Here is an 18,719-nt window from a genome sequence, read left to right on the forward strand (position 1 = left end):
TTATTTGAAATTTATGAATTTTTGCCCCATTGTGCTATTCTGTATTGTTTGGGAGTTGAAGAGGTTATATTTCTAAAAACTCTATTGAAATACGCTTGATTTTCAAATCCTACGTGGGTATAAATTTCTTTGATGGTTTGGTCTGTTTCAGTGAGGAGTTTTATGGCTTTTTTCACCCGTAACTCATTCATATACTGAGAAAAGCAAACTCCGGTTTGCAATTTAAAGAATTTAGCAAAGCCACTTTTGGTAAGGCTTAGCAAAGCGGCTACCTCATCTATTGTACATGGATTTTGAAAGTGATGTTCTAGATAATCTAGCAAAAAAGTGATGCGTTGGTGTTTTTTAGAATAGTCGATTTCGTAAGCTTCTGTGAGTAGTTTTTCGTTTTTTTGTTGAGACAAAAACCACAGGAGTTCATAAAATTTGATGATTTGCAACGCTCCACTCCACTTTTCTAGTTCTTGCATTTTTTTCAGAATTTTATCATTAGTCTTTATTTTTAAACCAAATGCAGATAAGTCGAGCCATTTTTTAAGTTCAGAAAACTCTGATAGTTCTATGATGGGTTGAAGTAGAGCTTCCGAAAACTGAATCACCAAAGCGCTCACTGAAGTTCCTGTTTGGGGTTCGCTCTTCCAAGTATGAGGAATTTTAGAGCCGATAAACACCAAATCTTGAGCATAAAAATCTTCAGCACAGTTGCCTAAAAACCTTTTCCCTTGACCATCTAGAATCAATGTTATTTCATATTCTGGATGAAAATGCCAATTGAACTCGAAAAAATCTTGGGTAAATGAAAAGACGTTCAGAGTATATTCTTTAGAAATATTTTCAAAATTAGGAGTCATCAGTATTAAGATTCAAATTTTATTCAAAGGTACAAATAAAGAGAACATACTACTTATAGTGTATCAAATAGTATTGTTTTTTCAGAAAAATGATGATTAATTTTACTACAAATAAAAATCCAAATGCGCATCCTTCTCATTTTCATCGTTTTCACCTTTCAAATGGCATTTTCACAGAACAGCCAATGGGTGAATGTATTTATAGGCACTGACGGAACTGGGCATACCTACCCTGGCCCATCAATGCCGTTTGGGATGGTACAGCCAGGGCCAGATAACCGGGATTTTGGTTGGGATTATACCAGTGGTTATCAGTACAAAGACGAAAAGCTATTGGGCTTTTCGCAAACTAGATTTAGCGGAACAGGGATTAATGAAATGGGAGATGTACTGTTAATGCCCATAAATCCTAAAAAGGCCAATCTTAGAAATGCATATTTTAAAAATACTGAAGTAGGAAAAGTAGGTTATTATGCATTGACCAAAAAAGATGATGTAAAAGTAGAACTTACGTGTAGTGAGCGAGTGGCTTTTCATCAATACACCTTTCCAGAAGCAGAGGCACAAGTTTTGGTGAATTTGCAGCACGGTTTGCGTTTCGTTTTTGATGAAAACCATCAAAAAGGATTGGTACTCGAGAGTGATGTAAAAATAGAAAACAGCCATACCATTTCTGGTTATTGTTCTACCCAAAATTGGGTGAACCGCAAATACTTTTTTACCTTGACATTTGATCAGCCATTTACTCAATCTGCATTGCTTGAAAAGAAAGAAAACGATAAAGCACCTCAATATCTATTGAATTTTTCTTTGATGAATAGCAAAAAACTGAAAGTAAAAATCGCTTTATCTACGGTTTCTGTAGAAGGTGCAAAAATGAATTTAAAAACCGAAATTCCGCATTGGGATTTTGAAAAAGTATATCAAGAAAACGCAAAAACTTGGGAAAAATACTTGAGTAGAATCAGTATTGAAGCCCCTCCGAAACAGAAAGAAATATTTTACACTTCCATGTATCATTTGTTTTTGCAGCCTTCTAATATAGCTGATGTCGATGGAAAATACAGAGGTGTAGATGACCAAATTGCCATAGCTGCAAACAAAGCCTACTATTCTACCCTTTCTAATTGGGACATTTACAGAGGGGCCTTTCCGTTGTTGCAGATTTTAGTTCCTGAAAAAATTGACGGAATTATTGAAACCATGCTTATTCATCATAAAGTCAAAGGATTTTTACCAATATGGACTGCATGGGGACAAGACAATTATTGTATGATTGGCAATCACGCCATTCCGATGATATTGTCTGCCTATAAGAATGGTTTTAAAGGATTTGATGCAGAAGAAGCCTTAAAAGCCATGGTAGAGACCTCTACAAAATCTCACATCAATTCTGATTGGGAGTTGTACAATCAATACGGGTATTATCCTTTTGATAAATTAGACAATGAAGCTGTTTCTCGAAGCTTAGAAAGTGGCTATGATGATTGGTGTGTGGCAGAAATGGCAAAAAATTTAAACCATAAAACCGTAGAAAACACTTTTACCCAAAGGGCGAATTATTATAAGAATTTGTACAATCAAAAAACTGGATTTTTCCAAGGAAAAGATACGAAAGGCAATTGGCGCACGCCATTTGATCCTTTAATGGCCACTTCACCCCTCAATAATCCCGGAGATTATACCGAGGCCAATGCATGGCAATATTTTTGGACGCCCACTCAATACGATATCAATGGGGTCACCCAACTTTTGGGCGGTAAGTCTCAATTTACCCAAAAACTGAATGAATTTTTCACCACTGAAGCCAAAAATCCGAACAAATTTTTAGGACAAGAAGCCATGATTGGGCAATATGCTCATGGCAACGAACCGAGTCATCACATTATATATTTGTATGCCTACAGCAACGAACCTAAAAAAGCTCAAAAATACATTCACCAAGTCATCCATCAATTTCATAACAACACCCCTGATGGAATGATTGGCAATGACGATTGCGGACAAATGTCGGCTTGGTATATTCTTTCTACCTTAGGATTTTATCCTGTCAACCCAGCCAATGGCGAATATGTATTGGGAAGTCCACAAGTAAAAAAAGCGGTGATTCATCTTTCAAAAAATAAAAATTTCACGGTAGATACAAAGAATTTTTCTGAACAAAATATATACAATGAAAGTCGCTTTTTGAACGACAAAAACATAAAAAATCCATTTATAACTTACCAAGACATTATGAATGGAGGAACCTTAACATTTGAAATGATTTCTCCCCAATAATAATCTTATGAAAAACTTATTCATCTCAAGTATATTCATTTTAAGTATGAATTTGAATGCCCAAAAAACCTCAGAAAAGTTGACCACACTCCCCTTTGGTAGCGTAAAACCAACAGGATGGCTGCAAAAACAAATGCAAAAAGATGTGGATGGTTTTGTAGGAAACCTAGACCAGATTGTTCCAGAACTCATCTATGACCCTATTTATGGAGAAGGAAGATTGCAAAAGCATTCTAAAGTCAAAGATTTGGGAAATATGAAAGAAGGCGATGCAGAAGGTGATGAACAATATAAATGGTGGAACAGTGAAACCCAATCGAATTGGTGGGACGGTTATGTTCGAAATGTTTTTTTGTTGAATGACCCAAAAGGGATTGAAAAAGCAAAAAAATATGTAGAAAGCATTTTGAAAACACAAGATGAAGATGGCTACCTTGGGATTTATGACAAAGAATTGCGTTACAAATTCAACTCCGAAAATGGTGAACTGTGGTCTAAGGCAACCTTATACCGTGGATTATTGGCGTATTATGAATATACTAAAGATGAAAAAGTTTTCAAAGCGGTAGAAAGAGCGGTAGAAAATGTGATGACGAATTACCCCATCTATGCATCTAGTCCGTTCAGTTCTGGAAATTCTTTTAATGGTGGTGTTTCACACGGATTAACCTTTACCGATATTTTGGAAAGACTTTATTTTCACACCCAAAATGAAAAATACAGAGCATATGCCTTGTTTTTGTATCAGGATTTCTCCAACACTTATCAATCTGAAGCCGATGTTCAGTTGAAAAATATTTTAAACCCGAACTACAAACTCCAATCTCATGGCGTACACACTTTTGAGCATCTTAGACCCCTAATTATTGCCAAATATGCGGCCAACACGGCTGAAATAGACCATGCCTTAGCGGAGTATCTCCATCGAATAAAAAATGCAACCACCATGAGTGGCGGTGCCATTGGTGACGAATGGATTGCGGAAAGAAATGCAGATGCCACACACACAGGTTATGAATATTGTTCGCTTCAAGAATTGCTGGACAGTTATAGTTTACTGCTTCAAAAAACAGGAAAAGCGACCGTGGGTAACGATATAGAAAATATCTTTTACAATGCTGCACAAGGTTCTAGAAACCCCAATCATTCATGTATTGCGTATTTAAAAACCGATAATTCTTTTGAGATGTTGGGGACGAAAAACGGAGAAATAGAAGTCGATAGAAAACAAACTCGTTACAAATATTCGCCAGCCCATCAAGATGTAGCGGTGTGTTGTAACCCCAATGCTGGAAGAATTTCGCCTTATTTTGTTCAAAATTCTTGGATGAAAGAAAACGAGAGTACATTGGTTGCTACATTGCTAATGCCCAATGTTTTGGAAACTACAATCAATGGAGTTCTGGTAAAAATTGAGAATATCACAGAATATCCTTACCAAAACCGATTTGTTTTTCAAATTACGCAACCTCAGGCTACCCAATTTACTTTAAAAATTAGAAAACCTGATTGGGTAAAAAAAATCAACACCACAGAAAAATATCGTTTAGAAGATGATTTTATCATTATCGAAAGAGTTTTTTCTGCTAAAGACAAGGTCAATCTCTCTTTTGATGCAGAAGTAGAAATAAAGTCTGACCCTACTGGTTCACACTATTTTACGTATGGTGCGTTGCTTTTTGCATTGCCAATAGAAGCTAAAGAAATCAAGGGAAAAACTTATTTTTCAGATTTTACAGATTTCACCTACGAACCATTATCAAATCATCAATACCGCTATCAAAAAGGAGTAAAAACCACATATCAGAATGGGGACATTACAACTCAATTGTTGAATAGTTCTACGCAACAATTAGAACAAGTAACTCTTGTCCCAATGGGGAAAACCATTTTAAGGCAAGTTGGTTTTTGATTGAAAAGGTAGAATTTGTGGATTATTGGCATGGGTGGTTGATGTTTTAGTGAGTGATTGATTGATTGAGTGAGTGAGTGATTGAGTGATTGAGTGATTGAGTTGGTTGGTAGAAGAAAGGTGATAAGGGTGTAATTGGTCATTTTTTTTATTTTTTTTAAACGGGTTGAAGCCTGTTCCTCTTGATGGAAGGGGAATTGGTTAGTGGTTGAAAATGAAGATTTTAATTTTCCTCGGTCCTAAAGGATGTAAAATCTTCATTTTCTTTGGTGATGGGTTTAACTACCCCGTCTTTCGAATCAGTTCGAAAGCCATCCCTTCATGGAAGGAGAATGGTTACAAGTATTGTTTATTATTTGAAAGAATTTTTTTTCCTCTAATCCTGAGTTCTTCGGGTTCAGTCATCGGGGTTTCAATTTTTTTAAAGTAATTATTAGCAAATGTAAAGGCACGGAGTCGAAGACTTCGTTTAGCTGAAGCCTTTTTTAATTAATGCTCCGAAGTTACAAACTTCGGAGAGCGGGGAAGTTAAATATTCGTTAAGGTGTAGCCAGTGACTTATACTTCTACATTTAGTTACAATATTCTATTTTAACTAAGTTAGTGGAAATGCTTTCAACAGAATTATCCTCTTTTTTTAATGCTAGGTCTAATTTTAAGTATTTATTATAGATTTCAGTAGTATTTAAAATAAGATATATTCCTCCCGCCTCATTCTTATTTATAAATTTATATATGTTTATCTTAATATTTTTAGAAGAATTAGGCTTAACCAACCATTTAGTTTTTTTAATGATTTTCTCTTTATAAAAATTTAATTTAGGAATATTTACTACTGAATCTTTTTCAATAATAAATATTTTATTTTCTTCTTTTATATTTTTTTGAGAACTAAAGAAATTATTTAATGAGTATAAATTATTAGTTTTATTATTTATAATTATACTCACATCTAGGTTGTTATTTCTCACACAGGCTTTATCAATAAATACTTCTATTTTTTGACACAATACACAATTACTAAATAATAAAAAAACAAATCCAGTTAATATAATTCTTATTTTCAAATTCATAGCTATCATTATTTTAGTAAATTTTTGTAAAATTTAATTGCAGCAGGCGCATTTGTATCTACCTGCTTTCCATTAGGATATATAAACCTTACAGGGTTCTGATAACAATAAATGTATGGATTTATATTACCGCTGATATAAACTCCACCGTTGTGTTGCCCATCTATATAATGCTCAGAATTATAGAAAGGATTATAGTCCGCCAGTGGATCTACATTTAACCAAAGACTTACCCTAGGGTTGTAGTATCTAGCACCATAATAGTAATATCCTGTCTCGCTGTCTAACTCTGAACTTCGTTCGCAAATTTCAAAAAAGCTTTCGCTTTTTTTCATTTGTCTAGGTGGTCAAAGTAGTTGTAAATATACAAATTTTTATAACAAAAAACGCTAACCTCTTACAGTTTGCGCTTCTTCTTTTATTACAAGCACGGATTGCAAATCCGCTTTCTGGTTTGATCTAATATTTCGTTCTTTTGCTTCATAGTTTCTGTTTTTTCTATGGAATCAGCGAATCGATTTGCGATTTGCCTTAATGCAAAAGAACAAAAAATCAAGACTGGAAACTCGGCTAAAATCGCTTACTTTTTTCTAAAAGTTTTAAAATTGACTCCCTTCGGTCGTCGAACCGCTGCGCTAGGTTTGACTCCCTTCGGTCGTCGAACTGTTTCACTTAGTTTCGCCTCCTAAGCTTTGACCAAAGCGGCTCAAACAGGAAAACTTTTTTAACGAAAAAAGAAAGCAATTTCTTAACGCCTCCGTTTTCTAGGTCGATTTTGGGAAAGGAAAGCAACCCCCTCATGGAAGGGGAATGGTTACGATTGTTGATTGTTGGAGAACATTTTTCTTTGTACTTGTCTTAAAGGGAGGAAAAATGTTGTTAGTTACCCCCGCCTGCGGGCTTATTAGATTATTAGGTTGATTCTTTTTTATTTTTAGCTATTAAGTTCTTTAGTTGAGCTACAAAAAACTGCCCTTAGAAAAGGACAGTGAAAATTTAATTTAGTTGTTATGAAAATTTAGTGAGTTTTATTAATTGCTTTCATCAAAAACTTTAATCAAAGCATTTTGTTGCATTACCTCGAACTGACTAGAATTCAAGTTAAAATTGGCTTGTAACCAATTGTTTCTCACCAAGAAAAACGTGTAGGCGTCTATTAATCCTTCTTTGTATTTCTCTTCTGAACGTTCAAAAGAGAGCTTTTGATTCTCGAAATTTTGTTGGAGAATTTTATTTTTTTCTAAGGCGTTTTCGTATTGCTCTGCTATGATATTTAATGTTTTATAAATTTCATTGAGTTTTTTCTGATTTTCAAAAACCGTGTATTGTTGGTCTAATTTGGCTAGCTCAACTGCATTTTTTACTTGAAATTTTTGAAACAAAGGAACATTAAGCCCTAGAGAGACTTGAGAATTTTTGTTTTGATTAAATTGCTCAGAAAATGCAGTATTGATGCTTTCTTTTAAATTTTTACTGTAAAAAGAAGACCACTGGTATTGTCCTGAAATGGTAGGCAAATAATCAGATTTTGCCCATTTTATTTTCTTTTCGGCATAATCTAGATTTCTACGGTTTTCTTGGTAAACTGGATTTTTTTTCACCAATTTTTCTATTAAGTCTTGCGAGTTGATAAAGTTGAAATCGGTATTTAGTTTTTGGTCAGTTTCAAAATCTAGGCTGTCTTTATTGATGTTTAGAGCTGCCAAAAGATTGATTTTAGAAATATTCATTTGGTTTTGCGCCGAAATCCATTGTTCTTGAATGGTTCCAAAATTGGCTTTGATATCATAGACATCACTTTTTGGTCTGTTCCCAATTTCCACTTCTTTTTCAGTTCTGGCAATTTGTTCTTTCATCCCAGAAATTTGTGGTTGAAGCACATCAAACCAAGATTTGTCTTTCATATATTGAAAAAACAGTCCAATGACGCTCAACTTTACTTCATTTTGAATCGATTTTAAACGATATTCTGAACTTTCTTTGTTGATTTTAGTTAGAGAAATGTTCAGATAATTCTTCCAATTCAAAAGTTCTGCATTGGCTTGTGCATAAAATTGGTCGTACTGCACATTGAGTGCTTCGCGCTGATTAGAATTGGGATTAATGGTAGACCCAAAACTATAACTGTGATTAAGGCCTGCATTAACCGAAGGCAATAAATAGCCTTTGGCCGCATTAATTTGTCTCTGGTTTTTATTAACATTGATGATGCTTTGTTGTACTTCTGGACTATTTTGCATTGCATAATCTAGACATTGCTGCAAGTTCCATTTTTGTTGTGCCGGCAAAAAGTTAATAAATAATATAAAAAGTAGTTTTTTCATGTTTTATTAGGTGTTTACTGATGAATGTGATGCAAAACTTCCTACTTCTAGCATCCAGCTTTCCTCTTTATTCGTATTTTAAATAATTTACAAGATTGATTTTGGTCGCTCTGTATGCTTTGAAGCTTACCACCACAAACGTGAGAAGAAGCAAAAGAACAAAGCTCAAAACATAAGGCCAAACTGGCATTTCTATTCTATAATGGAAATCTTTCAGCCACTCATTCATGGCATAATACCCAAATGGAATGCTGATGATTACTGCGATAGCAGCGATGATTAAAAATCTTTTGGTTAAATCCCAAACAATGGTTTTTTCATCTGCTCCTAGTGTTTTTTTGATGGCCACATCTTTCAGTTTTTGTTCAATTAAAAGAGACGACAAGGCAAATAAACCGAGTAATGCGACTAACAAAACCACAATATTTAAAATGGTAAAAAGTGTTTGCTGTTTTTGGAATTTCTCGAAGGTTTTAGCAAACTGTTTGTCTATAAACTCATAATCGAAAGGATAGCCAGGTTCTGCTTTGGTGAGCCAAAATTCTTTGATGCGGTTGATGGTACCTTCGATATCATTATGGTTTAGTTTTATTTGGAGATTGGTCATATTATTTTTAGCCCAATTTCTATTGTAGTTAAAAAATATGGCTGCTTCTATCGGTTTATCAACTCCTCCGTAATAGAAATCCTTTACAACGCCAAGAATTTTATACTTCTTTTTATCTTCCCAACCGGTAAAAAGTTCTTTACCCAATGCTTGTTGATTATTCCATCCTAAAGCCTTGATGAAAGATTCATTGACCACAGCGCCACTAATGGTGTCTGAAGCTTTTCTCCAGTCTAAATCTCTTCCAGAGACCATTTTTATTTTATAAAAATCGAAATAATTTTCTTCTATTGCACCTACAGCAACATTATTGACCACTTTCGTAGTATCTGCGGCATATTTAGCCATAGAAGAATTATTAATTCCTCTTCCTAAAGATTGTATAGAGCCTGTAGTTGCTACCACACCTCTTATTTTTCTTATTTCATTTTTCAGGCGTTCATACTTTTTAACATCATAATCTTTCTCAAAATAATTGGTCTTTTTAAAATCTATTTGAATGGTTTGGTCTCCCCTGAATCCTAAATCTTTATTCATCATAAACTTGACTTGAGAATGAATAATTAAAGAACAAATGATGAAGAAAGATGAAATAATCAATTGTAAGGTCAGGATAAAATTACGCAACCAAACACCGTGCTTGCTTCTAGAAAAATTACCTTTCAGGGTATTAATCGGTTTAAAATTAGACAAATACAAGGCCGGTAGAATTCCTGAAATCAAAGCAAAACCCAACAATAAGAGTCCAGAATAGATAAAAATTCGAGCATCATTCAATAGCATTTCTTTTTCTAAAAATTGGTTATAAGAAGGCAATAACAATTCTATGGAGGCAAACGCAATAATGTAGGCGACAAGACAAATCATTAAATTTTCTAGTAAAAACTGCGTGATAATTTTAGATTTAGAGCTTCCCATTGCTTTTCGTACGCCTATTTCTTTGGCACGTTGAGAAGCTTGTGCTGTTTTCAGATTTATTAAATTAATTCCTGATAATATCAAAATCAAAACAGATAAACTTAGCATAATCAAAATTGACTTTTTATCGCCTTTATTCATCCCCTCTCCTTTGGATTCTAGTTTAAATTTTGATAATGGTGTTAGATAAACCTTTACTCTATCTTTGCTATCCACTTTAAAGCCCCATTTTTTGGAAGAAATTTCTTCTTGTTCTCTTTGTTGCTGAGACAATTTTTCTTCTAACTTTTTGACATCAGTATTGGGTTTTAATTTAAAAAGACCAATAAAACTATAATTTAGCCATTGAGGTGAAGGTTCGTCAGGAGTCTCTAACAATAGATAATCTGCTTTGAAAACCGAATTTTCTTTTGGCAATTTATAGATTAGAGAAACCGTATAGACTTGATTATTTTGGTCCGTTTTCACTGTTTTCCCGATGCTATTTTTGTACTCTTTCCCAAACAATTGTTTGGCTGTATTTTCTGACAATGCAATTTGAGATTTGTCTCTCAAAGCATTATTAGAATTACCAGCTACTGTTTCGAATGGAAAAAATTTAAAGAAAGAATTAGAAACCTGCCCTGTTGTAGAATAGCTAGAGTTATTGCCAGCAACCAACTTGGTTTTGTACCAGCTCCAAACATTGGCGATTGCAAAATCTTCGATTTCTGAAAATTTCTCTTTAGAAACATATAATTGAGGATAACTGGATTGGGTAAGGTCACCAAAATTAGAAACATGATTTTCTACCACGTAAATATTTTCATGATTAGGAACCCACTGTTCATAAGATTTTTCATCTTGCCAATGGATGAAAACCATTAGAAAAATGCTTAAGCCCAAGCTTAATCCCAAAACATTAATTAGGGTAGAAAGCCAGTTTTTTTTATAGTTAGCGAATGCTATTTTGAGCCAATTGTTTATCATGGTTGATGGTTGATGAGTGATGATTGATGATTGATGATTGATGATTGATGATTGGTGGTTGTCGGCGAAAGTTCTATCAACTATCAACCGACAACTACCAACAATTTACTCGTATTTCAAATAATTCACAAGATTTACTTTGGTGGCTTTGTATGCTTTGACGCTTACTACTGTAAAAGTTAATGTCAATAAAACAACAAGGCTCAATACAAATGGGAAGAAGGGCATTTCAATTCTATAGGCGAAATCCTTCAGCCATTCATTCATAAAATAATAACTGATTGGGATACTGATGAGCACAGCTATTAAAGTCATCCAAAGAAATTGTTTGGTTAATCCTAGCATTAAGTTGCTATCTGAAGCGCCTAATGTTTTTCTGATGGCTACCTCTTTCAGTTTTTGTTCAATCATTAGGGATGATAATGCAAATAAGCCAAGCAATGCTACCATAAGAACCATGGCATTCAAAATGGTGAATAGCGTTTTTTGTTTTTGATATTTCACAAAAGTTCTTGCAAATCTTTGGTCTAAAAAATACGAGGTAAAAGGATAACCTGGTTCTACTTTTGTTTCCCAATACTGCTTTAATCTATTGAGGGTTTCCTCTTGATCATTCGCACTTATTTTCACTTGCATATTTTGGATATTGAAGCGTTTCCATTCTGTTTCTCGATAGTGAAAAAAGACTACAGGATTCACTTTATGATTAAGACCATTTAGGTTAAAATCTTTGACGATACCCACAATTTTGTATTTATTTTGATAATCAAAACCTGGATTAACTTGATTATTCAGTGCTTGTTCGTCCGTCCAGCCCATTTCTTTTACAAAAGCTTCGTTAACTAAAAAAGTATTGATGGTATCTGATGCTAAATTGGGGTTTAGCCAACGACCTTTTTTCAATTTCACTCCCATAAATTGCAGATAATTGTAATCCATAGCACCGTGTTGACCATCTATACTTTTGTTTTGAAAATCTATATTAGAAGAACTATTGCTTCCGCTATTGGGTGAAGCTTCACCAAAGCTTACCTCTTCTACTCCTTTTATTTTTGACACCTCCGTTTTTAATTTTTCATATTTTAGCCAAGGTTTTGGGGTGTATTCGTTAAAAACAATGAATAGAATTTGTTTTCCATTAAATCCTAAATCTTTGTTCATCATATATTTCACTTGACTGTTGACAATCAATCCACCAATGATGAAGAATGAAGAAATAATCAATTGCAATGTTAGAATTCCGTTTCTGAGCCAAATTCCGTGTTTGCTTCTGGCGAAGTTACCTTTTAAAGTTTCTATTGCTTTGAAATTGGATAAATAAATCGCTGGAATAATTCCTGAAATCAAAGTTACTGCTAGCACCATTAAAAAAGAATAGAAATAAATACGCCAATCGTTCATCACTATTTCTTTGCCAAAGAATTCATTAAAACTCGGCAACAATAATTCTGTTAATGCCAGAGAAAGCAAATATGAAAAGAGGCAAATGATGAATGTTTCTAATAAAAATTGCAATACCAAAGAGGATTTTGAAACGCCTATTGCTTTTCTTACGCCTATTTCTTTGGCTCTTTGAGATGATTGCGCCGTTTTTAGATTGATAAAATTAATGGCCGATAATACTACAATGAGCACAGACAGAGAAAACAAAATAAGGATGATTTTGAAATCTGGATTACCAAACCAAGAAGATTTTGCATGGAGTTTGATTTCTGTAATTGGGGTAAGCAATAATTCATTAGGTCCATACAAATCCAGATACTCTTCTGGGGATGTTTTTGCACTTCCTTCAGTTCCTAATTTTGCTCTTAAATCTATAACCTCTGTTTTGAATTTTCTTTCAACAACTGCTGGGTCTGCTCCTTTTTTCAGCATAAAAAAACAGCCATAGTTAAAATTTCCCCATTGGTCTTTATCTGCATCAAAGCGGTCTGCGCCTAATAAAACATAATTCGGCTTTAATTGAGAATTTTCTTTTGGAATTTCATAAACCGCTTTTACTAGAAACTCACCGATGCTCATTTTCACTTTTTGTCCGATAGGATTTTGAGTTCCGAATAGATTTTGTGCCAATTCAGAAGACAAGGCGATATCTGTTTTCGATTCAAAGATATTTTGATAGCTGCCTGCTAGACATTTGAATGGAAAAAATTTAAAGAAACTTTTAGAAACAGCAAATCCATTTTCTGCATAGAATGATTTTTGCGAGGTCACAAATTTATCTGAGCCAGTTCCTGCCAAAAGCAAATAGTCTTGAATTTCAGGGATTTTTTTTAATCCCGTTTCAGCCATTGGGTAAGAGATATTGCTGCCGTAATCTTTATTTTTTTTGTAGAAGAACGATGCAGAATAGATTTCGTTCTTCTTAGGATTCCAACTTTCGAAAGATTCTTCGTCATTCCAATGCATTAGAATGAGCATAAAACCCGTTAATCCTACGGTCAATCCAAACAAATTGATGATGGTAGAAAGCCAGTTTTTTTTATAATTGATGAATGCTATTTTGAGCCAATTGTTGAGCATAATTGTAGTTTTTTAGGTTGGAAGCTGGATGATGGAAGCTGGATGTTTAAAATATTGTGTTCAATAACTTTCTGCATCCATCACCCCGCTTCCAGCTTTATTATTCAAAGTTTTTTGCGTCTGCTTTTTCGAAAACATCTTTTCTTTGTGCTGCGTGTTCTTCGCTGAAGATTTCGCCGTCTTTCATATTGACAATTCTAGAGGCAAAACCAGCGTCATAAGAAGAGTGCGTTACCATTACAATGGTAGAACCTTCACGGTGAAGTTCTGCCAAAAGGTTCATTACCTCGTTTCCGTTGGAGCTGTCTAGATTTCCTGTAGGTTCATCCGCTAGAATCAATTTTGGTTTGGTAACCAATGCTCTGGCAACGGCAGCACGTTGCTGTTGACCACCAGAAAGTTGCTGAGGATAATGTTTGGCTCTGTGCGCAATATTGATTTTTTCCATAATTTCTTGCACTCGTTGTTTTCTTTCAGAAGAAGGAATTCCGTTGTAGATTAATGGAAGTTCTATATTTTCGTAAACCGTCAATTCATCTATCAGATTAAAATTCTGGAAAATAAATCCTATGTTTTTCTTTCTGATGTCTGATTTTTTCTTTTCAGAAATGCCCACTGTTTCTGTAGTTTCAAACTGATAAGACCCTTCGGAAGCACTGTCTAGCAGCCCCAAGATATTCAACAATGTAGATTTCCCGCAACCAGAAGGCCCCATAATGGCTACAAATTCGCCTGGTTTTATACTAAGACTAACTTTGTTAAGTGCTGTAGTTTGTACTTCTTCGGTTTTATAAATTTTTGATAAGTTGCTTGTTGTGATCATATTTTTTAGTTTGATAGTTTTAGATTTATTTGGTATAAATTTTTGCTAATGAGTTGGTTTCTTGTTCTATATTTTTAAATTTCAAGTTTTCTAGGTTCACTTTTGCAACGCTAGAAGCGTTTACTTTTATGTTATCTACGTTTCCTGATAGATTAACTTTAGCCGCGGAATTCACTTCTAAATCGATAATTTTCGATTGAATTTTAGCATCTAAAGTAGAAGCACTAGATATATTAGCAGATAATTTATTGGCAAAAATATTTCCTGCTATTTTGCCAGCACTGTTCAAATTGATATTTAGTTTGTCTAGTTGAAATTCATCATCAATGAAGATTTGTGCTGCACTAGAAGCATTCAATTTATCAAAATCTGGGGTATAGACCGTCACTTCGGTTTTTACATTATTTAGAGAACCATTTTTATGAGCGTATTCAATGTTTAGAACTCCATTTTTAGAAGAAACCACAACCAAGCAAGGTGCATTAGAATTTACCACAACCTTTTGTTTATCTGCCTTTTTAATATAAAATTTCATTGCAGATTGTGCTTTGATTTCTGAAAATTTGGTCACAAAAAAATCGTGACTTTCCATTGGTTTTGTTGAGTAATCTTCCCCATTTTGAGATGTACTATAATTGCTATAGTTTCCTTCTTTATCTGTTTTTACGATGATGCAAGATTGAAGAATAACTGCTCCAAGCAATATTTTGAATATATTTTTCATAATTATTGGTAAATTTTTATTGTTTCCAGTTTTTAATGGTATAATTCAATGATGTGTTTTTATTTAAGGACAAAGAAATATCTTTTCCTTCTTCGATTCCGTCAACAAATCCTTCCGTTTCCCAGCTTCCTTTTGTCAGTTTGAATTTCAAATCAGGATATGTAGTGAAGGTAATTTGTCTGGTTGTTTCATTAATTTTATTGAGTTTAATTTTCTGAGGATTCCAACTTCCGATAGAAGATTGATTGCCTGTGATGTAAACATCACCACTGTTTTCAGGAACAGTTACCGATAGAGTCACTTCATATTTTTCATTAGGCAAACCGAGCTTTGCTCTTACTTTTTCTACATTAGTTTCATCTAAAACCGTCAGCAATTCAGGAACAAATTCTTTAAATGATTTATATTTTTTTCGGTTGTTTTCATAAATTTCCATTTTCTTCTCGAAGTCAGGAATCAAAACAAAAGAATTTTCTTTGATGTGCTGTTGTCTTAATTTTTCTGCCAATTCAGGGTTTCGGTTCGCCAAAGCAATTCTAATTTCACCTGTTCTTACAATATGTTCACCTATGCAAGATGGCCAGTAAGAATAACCTTGTCCGTCCATCTTTCCTATAAAAGCTTCAGACATCAGATTATTGCTTTGATTAATTTTATTTTCATATTTTCCCAAATATTGATTGACAAATGAATGACCAAATTCGTGTGTGATGAGAAAATTAGTCGTTTCTGGATGATTAAATCCAAATTCTGTATAATCTTTGATGTTATTTTTCTTTTTGAGCGGAACATAAGCACTGCTAATCATATTGGCAATTTGTCCTTTGTTAGACTTAAACATCGGTCCGTTTCCGTGCCAAAAAACTTCGCTGTAAGGCACAACATCTAATGGATTTACGTAAAATCTGTAAGCCAGAAACTTTTGCCCGTAGTATTTTTCCATTTTTGTCATATAACCAGCCGGTATGTTTCTTCTGACTTCGTTTTTTGCACCTTCTATAAAACGACTTTGGTCTTTGAAGAATTTTCCAAGATTGCGTTCGATATAAAATTCTCTCAACTGTTCTGCAAATTTCTCTACAGCTGCTTTTTTGGCAACATCATTTTCTTCAATCTGAAAAGCATAACCTTTTGCAGGAAATACATTATGTTTCAATAAAACCTGATACGTCAAATCTTGTTGCTGACCTACAATCTGTAGATAATTTTGCATCGCTTTGATGATTTTGGAATTGTCATATTTTGTCATTTCTCTATTTGCCAAATCTGCTAAAGGAAGGTAACTGATATCTGATTTTCCATCGATATAGAAAAGCCTTCCTTGCTCTTTTGCCACCAAAAATTCAACAATAGAATAGGTTGCAATATTGGGATTAAATTCTACATCCACTTTCGATTGAGATTTCAGATTTACCGTTAATAAAATCATCATCAAAGTCAAAATGCTATTATAAATCAGCTTTGAGGTCATCATTTAATCTGAGTTTTCTAAGTTTATAGTTTAGTATTTTAAAATGAATCAATTGTTCCGCCTGAATCTCTTTTCGCCGAAAATTTGATTCCCGATAAAGTCTTGTATCTAATTTTTGCCATAGAACTTGCCGAAGCTGTCAATTCCTTGGAAACACTCAATGTAACTGATGAAGCAGATTCTGCGTTTACATTAGCTACAGAAATATTGGTTTTAGTCGCTATAATTTGTGATGCACCTTCAGATGTAATCTTCGCCGAATTAATTTTTCCCTGAACATCAATAGAACTTCCAGATTCTGCATTCAAAACCAAACTTTCTGTGTTAATTGTTCCAAGAAAAGAACCGCCAGATTGTGTGGCAATTGCCACATTTTTTGCATTAGAATCACCAAAAATCTTTCCTCCGCTTTCTGTAGAAAATTTTTCAATTCCAAAGTTATTTTTAATTTTTACCACAGAACCTGTACTTGCACTAATCGTTTTTACATCTTTGGCATAGATGATAACTTTAGTAGAAACATTATTTAAAGAATGCCCTTTTTTATAGCCAATTTCTAGCACATTATTTTTTACATTAACCTCTACGTAAGCTAAATAATTACTTTTTATTTCTGCTTTTTCTTCGTTAGATTTTATTATTTCTACATCAAAAATCATTTCAGAACGAATATGAGCAAAATGATTCAGTGTGATGGTTTTAGTTTCAATTTTTTCTGCTTTACTCGAAATCTCTTTTGCCTTCACTACCAATCCAGGGCTTAGAAAACTGAGAATAAGTGTGATAAGTATTAATAATAGTTTTTGCATCTTGATTTTATTTTTATAAAAATTACTTAATTATTTCGTTTTAAACTTTATTGAGGTTTCTTTTAATGGAAATCCATTTTTATCTCTAAATCTGTTTCCGAGTATAAATTCGTATTCGGTGTTAGGTTTTAACTCCATTTTAAATTTTATCGATTGATGGTTGTTTTCAAATCCTAAATTTTTAGAAAGTGGAAAATGCTCTCTGCCTTGCACTCCCATTTTTACATTTATAAAATCTAATAATTCTGCGCTGAAATTGATGGTAATCTCTGTAATGGAAGGATCTACATCATTCTTATTCCAAATATCTGGCGAAACAGAAACCACTTTGGGTTGTTGCGCTATCATTGTTTTTACCTGAGGTTCTAAATTTTTATAAAACGCTATAATTTCGGGATAAAAGCTCTCCAAAGTTGGATATTTTTGTCTGTTTTGTTCGTAGTTTCCAAGCAAATCTACCAATTCTTTAATCCATAAAAACTGACGACCTCTTTGTGCCAAAATTTCATCATCAATATCTTTTTGAGCGTAATGATGAGCTATCATATATCTTATTACTGAAGCTCTCACAATACTTTCGTTAACCATAGTTTCCCAGTTTCCATAGGCTTGAGCATTCATTTCTTTTTCTAATAAAGCATAGATTTTTTCAGCAGAATTCTTCATTTGAGCATGATAATCTTTTTTATCCAAAATATAATTCACAAAAGAGTGGTTAAATTCGTGGATTAATAATGGTTGAAATTCATTTTTATCAAATTTAGCATTACCATTTTCGTCAAAATCCCAAACGCCAACTATTGCATTTACAATGGTTTTACCATTTTTGGGTTCTACTTTTATTCCATAATTTCCGCCGCCATTTCCGTATCCTAGAATGATTTTGTACTCCTCATTAGGAACTTTTCCGTAAAATTTAGCATACCAATTCAGATTAAAATCTTTTAGAATAACTTCTTGATATTCTCTTTCTGCCTGAGCGTAATTCTGAGCATGATTGATAAAAAACTTCTGAAAATTTGACTTTTTATAAAATTGATTCAGTAGTTCTACAAACTTCTTTTGATCTACCTTTGTCCATCTTTTATCTAATGTATTCTCTTTTTCTGCAACCAGTTTAAATTGATTATTTTTGAAAGAAAGATGAGCTGCCATAGACATTACCGCATCATAACCCAATCCATTTTGGTTTCTATTTTCTTTAATAAATTGTATAATTTCTGCATTTTTATAAGGTTCAAAATAAGCATTGATGTCTTCTGCATATTTTTTATTATCATTTCGCATGTATTCTTCTGCGCCAGCTAGTCTAAATGCAATACTTACCAATTCTACTCTTTCATCTACTTTTGGTGTTAATTTTTCTTGTGAAAAACCTAAAACAGATGCCAAAAGAATACACAATCCTACTATTTTTTTTGCCCAAATCATTCTT

At 33.6% G+C, this 18,719-nt stretch carries 13 protein-coding genes; 2 read left to right on the forward strand and 11 right to left on the reverse strand.

The window, feature by feature from the left end; translation table 11 throughout:
- Positions 1-11: 11 nt before the first annotated feature.
- A complete protein-coding gene (locus IEW40_RS03845; RefSeq protein ID WP_188616755.1) occupies positions 12-851 on the reverse strand; it encodes an AraC family transcriptional regulator in 840 nt (279 codons plus the stop codon).
- Between the two features lie 123 nt (positions 852-974).
- Between IEW40_RS03845 and IEW40_RS03850 the strand changes: the two genes are divergently transcribed.
- Positions 975-3,131 carry a GH92 family glycosyl hydrolase gene (locus tag IEW40_RS03850; protein WP_188616756.1) on the forward strand — a complete coding sequence of 719 codons (2,157 nt, stop codon included), beginning with the start codon at positions 975-977 and terminating at the stop codon, positions 3,129-3,131.
- A gap of 7 nt (positions 3,132-3,138) precedes the next feature.
- Positions 3,139-5,043, forward strand: coding sequence for a beta-L-arabinofuranosidase domain-containing protein (locus tag IEW40_RS03855; RefSeq protein ID WP_188616757.1), 1,905 nt, complete (start codon positions 3,139-3,141; stop codon positions 5,041-5,043).
- A 572-nt stretch (positions 5,044-5,615) separates the two neighbouring features.
- Here the strand turns inward: IEW40_RS03855 and IEW40_RS03860 are convergent.
- The 10 genes from IEW40_RS03860 to IEW40_RS03905 form a co-directional block, all read right to left on the reverse strand.
- On the reverse strand, positions 5,616-6,116 hold the full coding sequence (locus IEW40_RS03860) for a hypothetical protein (RefSeq protein ID WP_188616758.1): 501 nt from the start codon (positions 6,114-6,116) through the stop codon (positions 5,616-5,618).
- Between the two features lie 8 nt (positions 6,117-6,124).
- A complete protein-coding gene (locus IEW40_RS03865) occupies positions 6,125-6,451 on the reverse strand; it encodes an RHS repeat-associated core domain-containing protein (protein ID WP_188616759.1) in 327 nt (108 codons plus the stop codon).
- 696 nt (positions 6,452-7,147) lie between these two features.
- Positions 7,148-8,440: a TolC family protein gene (locus IEW40_RS03870; protein ID WP_188616760.1), complete on the reverse strand. Its 1,293-nt coding sequence runs from the start codon at positions 8,438-8,440 to the stop codon at positions 7,148-7,150.
- A 67-nt stretch (positions 8,441-8,507) separates the two neighbouring features.
- Positions 8,508-10,934, reverse strand: a complete 2,427-nt coding sequence (locus IEW40_RS03875) for an ABC transporter permease (RefSeq protein ID WP_188616761.1) — start codon at positions 10,932-10,934, stop codon at positions 8,508-8,510.
- A 105-nt stretch (positions 10,935-11,039) separates the two neighbouring features.
- Entirely contained in the window at positions 11,040-13,457 is a 2,418-nt protein-coding gene (locus IEW40_RS03880; protein ID WP_188616762.1) for an ABC transporter permease, read from the reverse strand.
- 100 nt (positions 13,458-13,557) lie between these two features.
- Positions 13,558-14,280 carry an ABC transporter ATP-binding protein gene (locus tag IEW40_RS03885; RefSeq protein WP_188616763.1) on the reverse strand — a complete coding sequence of 241 codons (723 nt, stop codon included), beginning with the start codon at positions 14,278-14,280 and terminating at the stop codon, positions 13,558-13,560.
- Positions 14,281-14,305: 25 nt separating this feature from the next.
- Positions 14,306-15,004 (reverse strand): GIN domain-containing protein, encoded by a 699-nt coding sequence (locus IEW40_RS03890; RefSeq protein ID WP_188616764.1) that lies wholly within the window; start codon positions 15,002-15,004, stop codon positions 14,306-14,308.
- A gap of 16 nt (positions 15,005-15,020) precedes the next feature.
- Complete coding sequence (locus IEW40_RS03895; protein ID WP_188616765.1) at positions 15,021-16,478, reverse strand: DUF4932 domain-containing protein; 1,458 nt, start codon at positions 16,476-16,478, stop codon at positions 15,021-15,023.
- A gap of 35 nt (positions 16,479-16,513) precedes the next feature.
- Positions 16,514-17,284: a GIN domain-containing protein gene (locus tag IEW40_RS03900; protein ID WP_188616766.1), complete on the reverse strand. Its 771-nt coding sequence runs from the start codon at positions 17,282-17,284 to the stop codon at positions 16,514-16,516.
- A gap of 30 nt (positions 17,285-17,314) precedes the next feature.
- Positions 17,315-18,715: a DUF4932 domain-containing protein gene (locus tag IEW40_RS03905; protein ID WP_188616767.1), complete on the reverse strand. Its 1,401-nt coding sequence runs from the start codon at positions 18,713-18,715 to the stop codon at positions 17,315-17,317.
- Positions 18,716-18,719: the final 4 nt, after the last annotated feature.

Source organism: Cloacibacterium rupense, from assembly GCF_014645495.1.
GTDB lineage: Bacteria > Bacteroidota > Bacteroidia > Flavobacteriales > Weeksellaceae > Cloacibacterium > Cloacibacterium rupense.

Coding starts and splice junctions, on each gene's coding strand:
- IEW40_RS03845 (WP_188616755.1), bottom strand. CDS start 851: ATGACTCCTAATTTTGAAAATATTTCTAAAGAATATACTCTGAACGTC.
- IEW40_RS03850 (WP_188616756.1), top strand. CDS start 975: ATGCGCATCCTTCTCATTTTCATCGTTTTCACCTTTCAAATGGCATTT.
- IEW40_RS03855 (WP_188616757.1), top strand. CDS start 3,139: ATGAAAAACTTATTCATCTCAAGTATATTCATTTTAAGTATGAATTTG.
- IEW40_RS03860 (WP_188616758.1), bottom strand. CDS start 6,116: ATGAATTTGAAAATAAGAATTATATTAACTGGATTTGTTTTTTTATTA.
- IEW40_RS03865 (WP_188616759.1), bottom strand. CDS start 6,451: ATGAAAAAAAGCGAAAGCTTTTTTGAAATTTGCGAACGAAGTTCAGAG.
- IEW40_RS03870 (WP_188616760.1), bottom strand. CDS start 8,440: ATGAAAAAACTACTTTTTATATTATTTATTAACTTTTTGCCGGCACAA.
- IEW40_RS03875 (WP_188616761.1), bottom strand. CDS start 10,934: ATGATAAACAATTGGCTCAAAATAGCATTCGCTAACTATAAAAAAAAC.
- IEW40_RS03880 (WP_188616762.1), bottom strand. CDS start 13,457: ATGCTCAACAATTGGCTCAAAATAGCATTCATCAATTATAAAAAAAAC.
- IEW40_RS03885 (WP_188616763.1), bottom strand. CDS start 14,280: ATGATCACAACAAGCAACTTATCAAAAATTTATAAAACCGAAGAAGTA.
- IEW40_RS03890 (WP_188616764.1), bottom strand. CDS start 15,004: ATGAAAAATATATTCAAAATATTGCTTGGAGCAGTTATTCTTCAATCT.
- IEW40_RS03895 (WP_188616765.1), bottom strand. CDS start 16,478: ATGATGACCTCAAAGCTGATTTATAATAGCATTTTGACTTTGATGATG.
- IEW40_RS03900 (WP_188616766.1), bottom strand. CDS start 17,284: ATGCAAAAACTATTATTAATACTTATCACACTTATTCTCAGTTTTCTA.
- IEW40_RS03905 (WP_188616767.1), bottom strand. CDS start 18,715: ATGATTTGGGCAAAAAAAATAGTAGGATTGTGTATTCTTTTGGCATCT.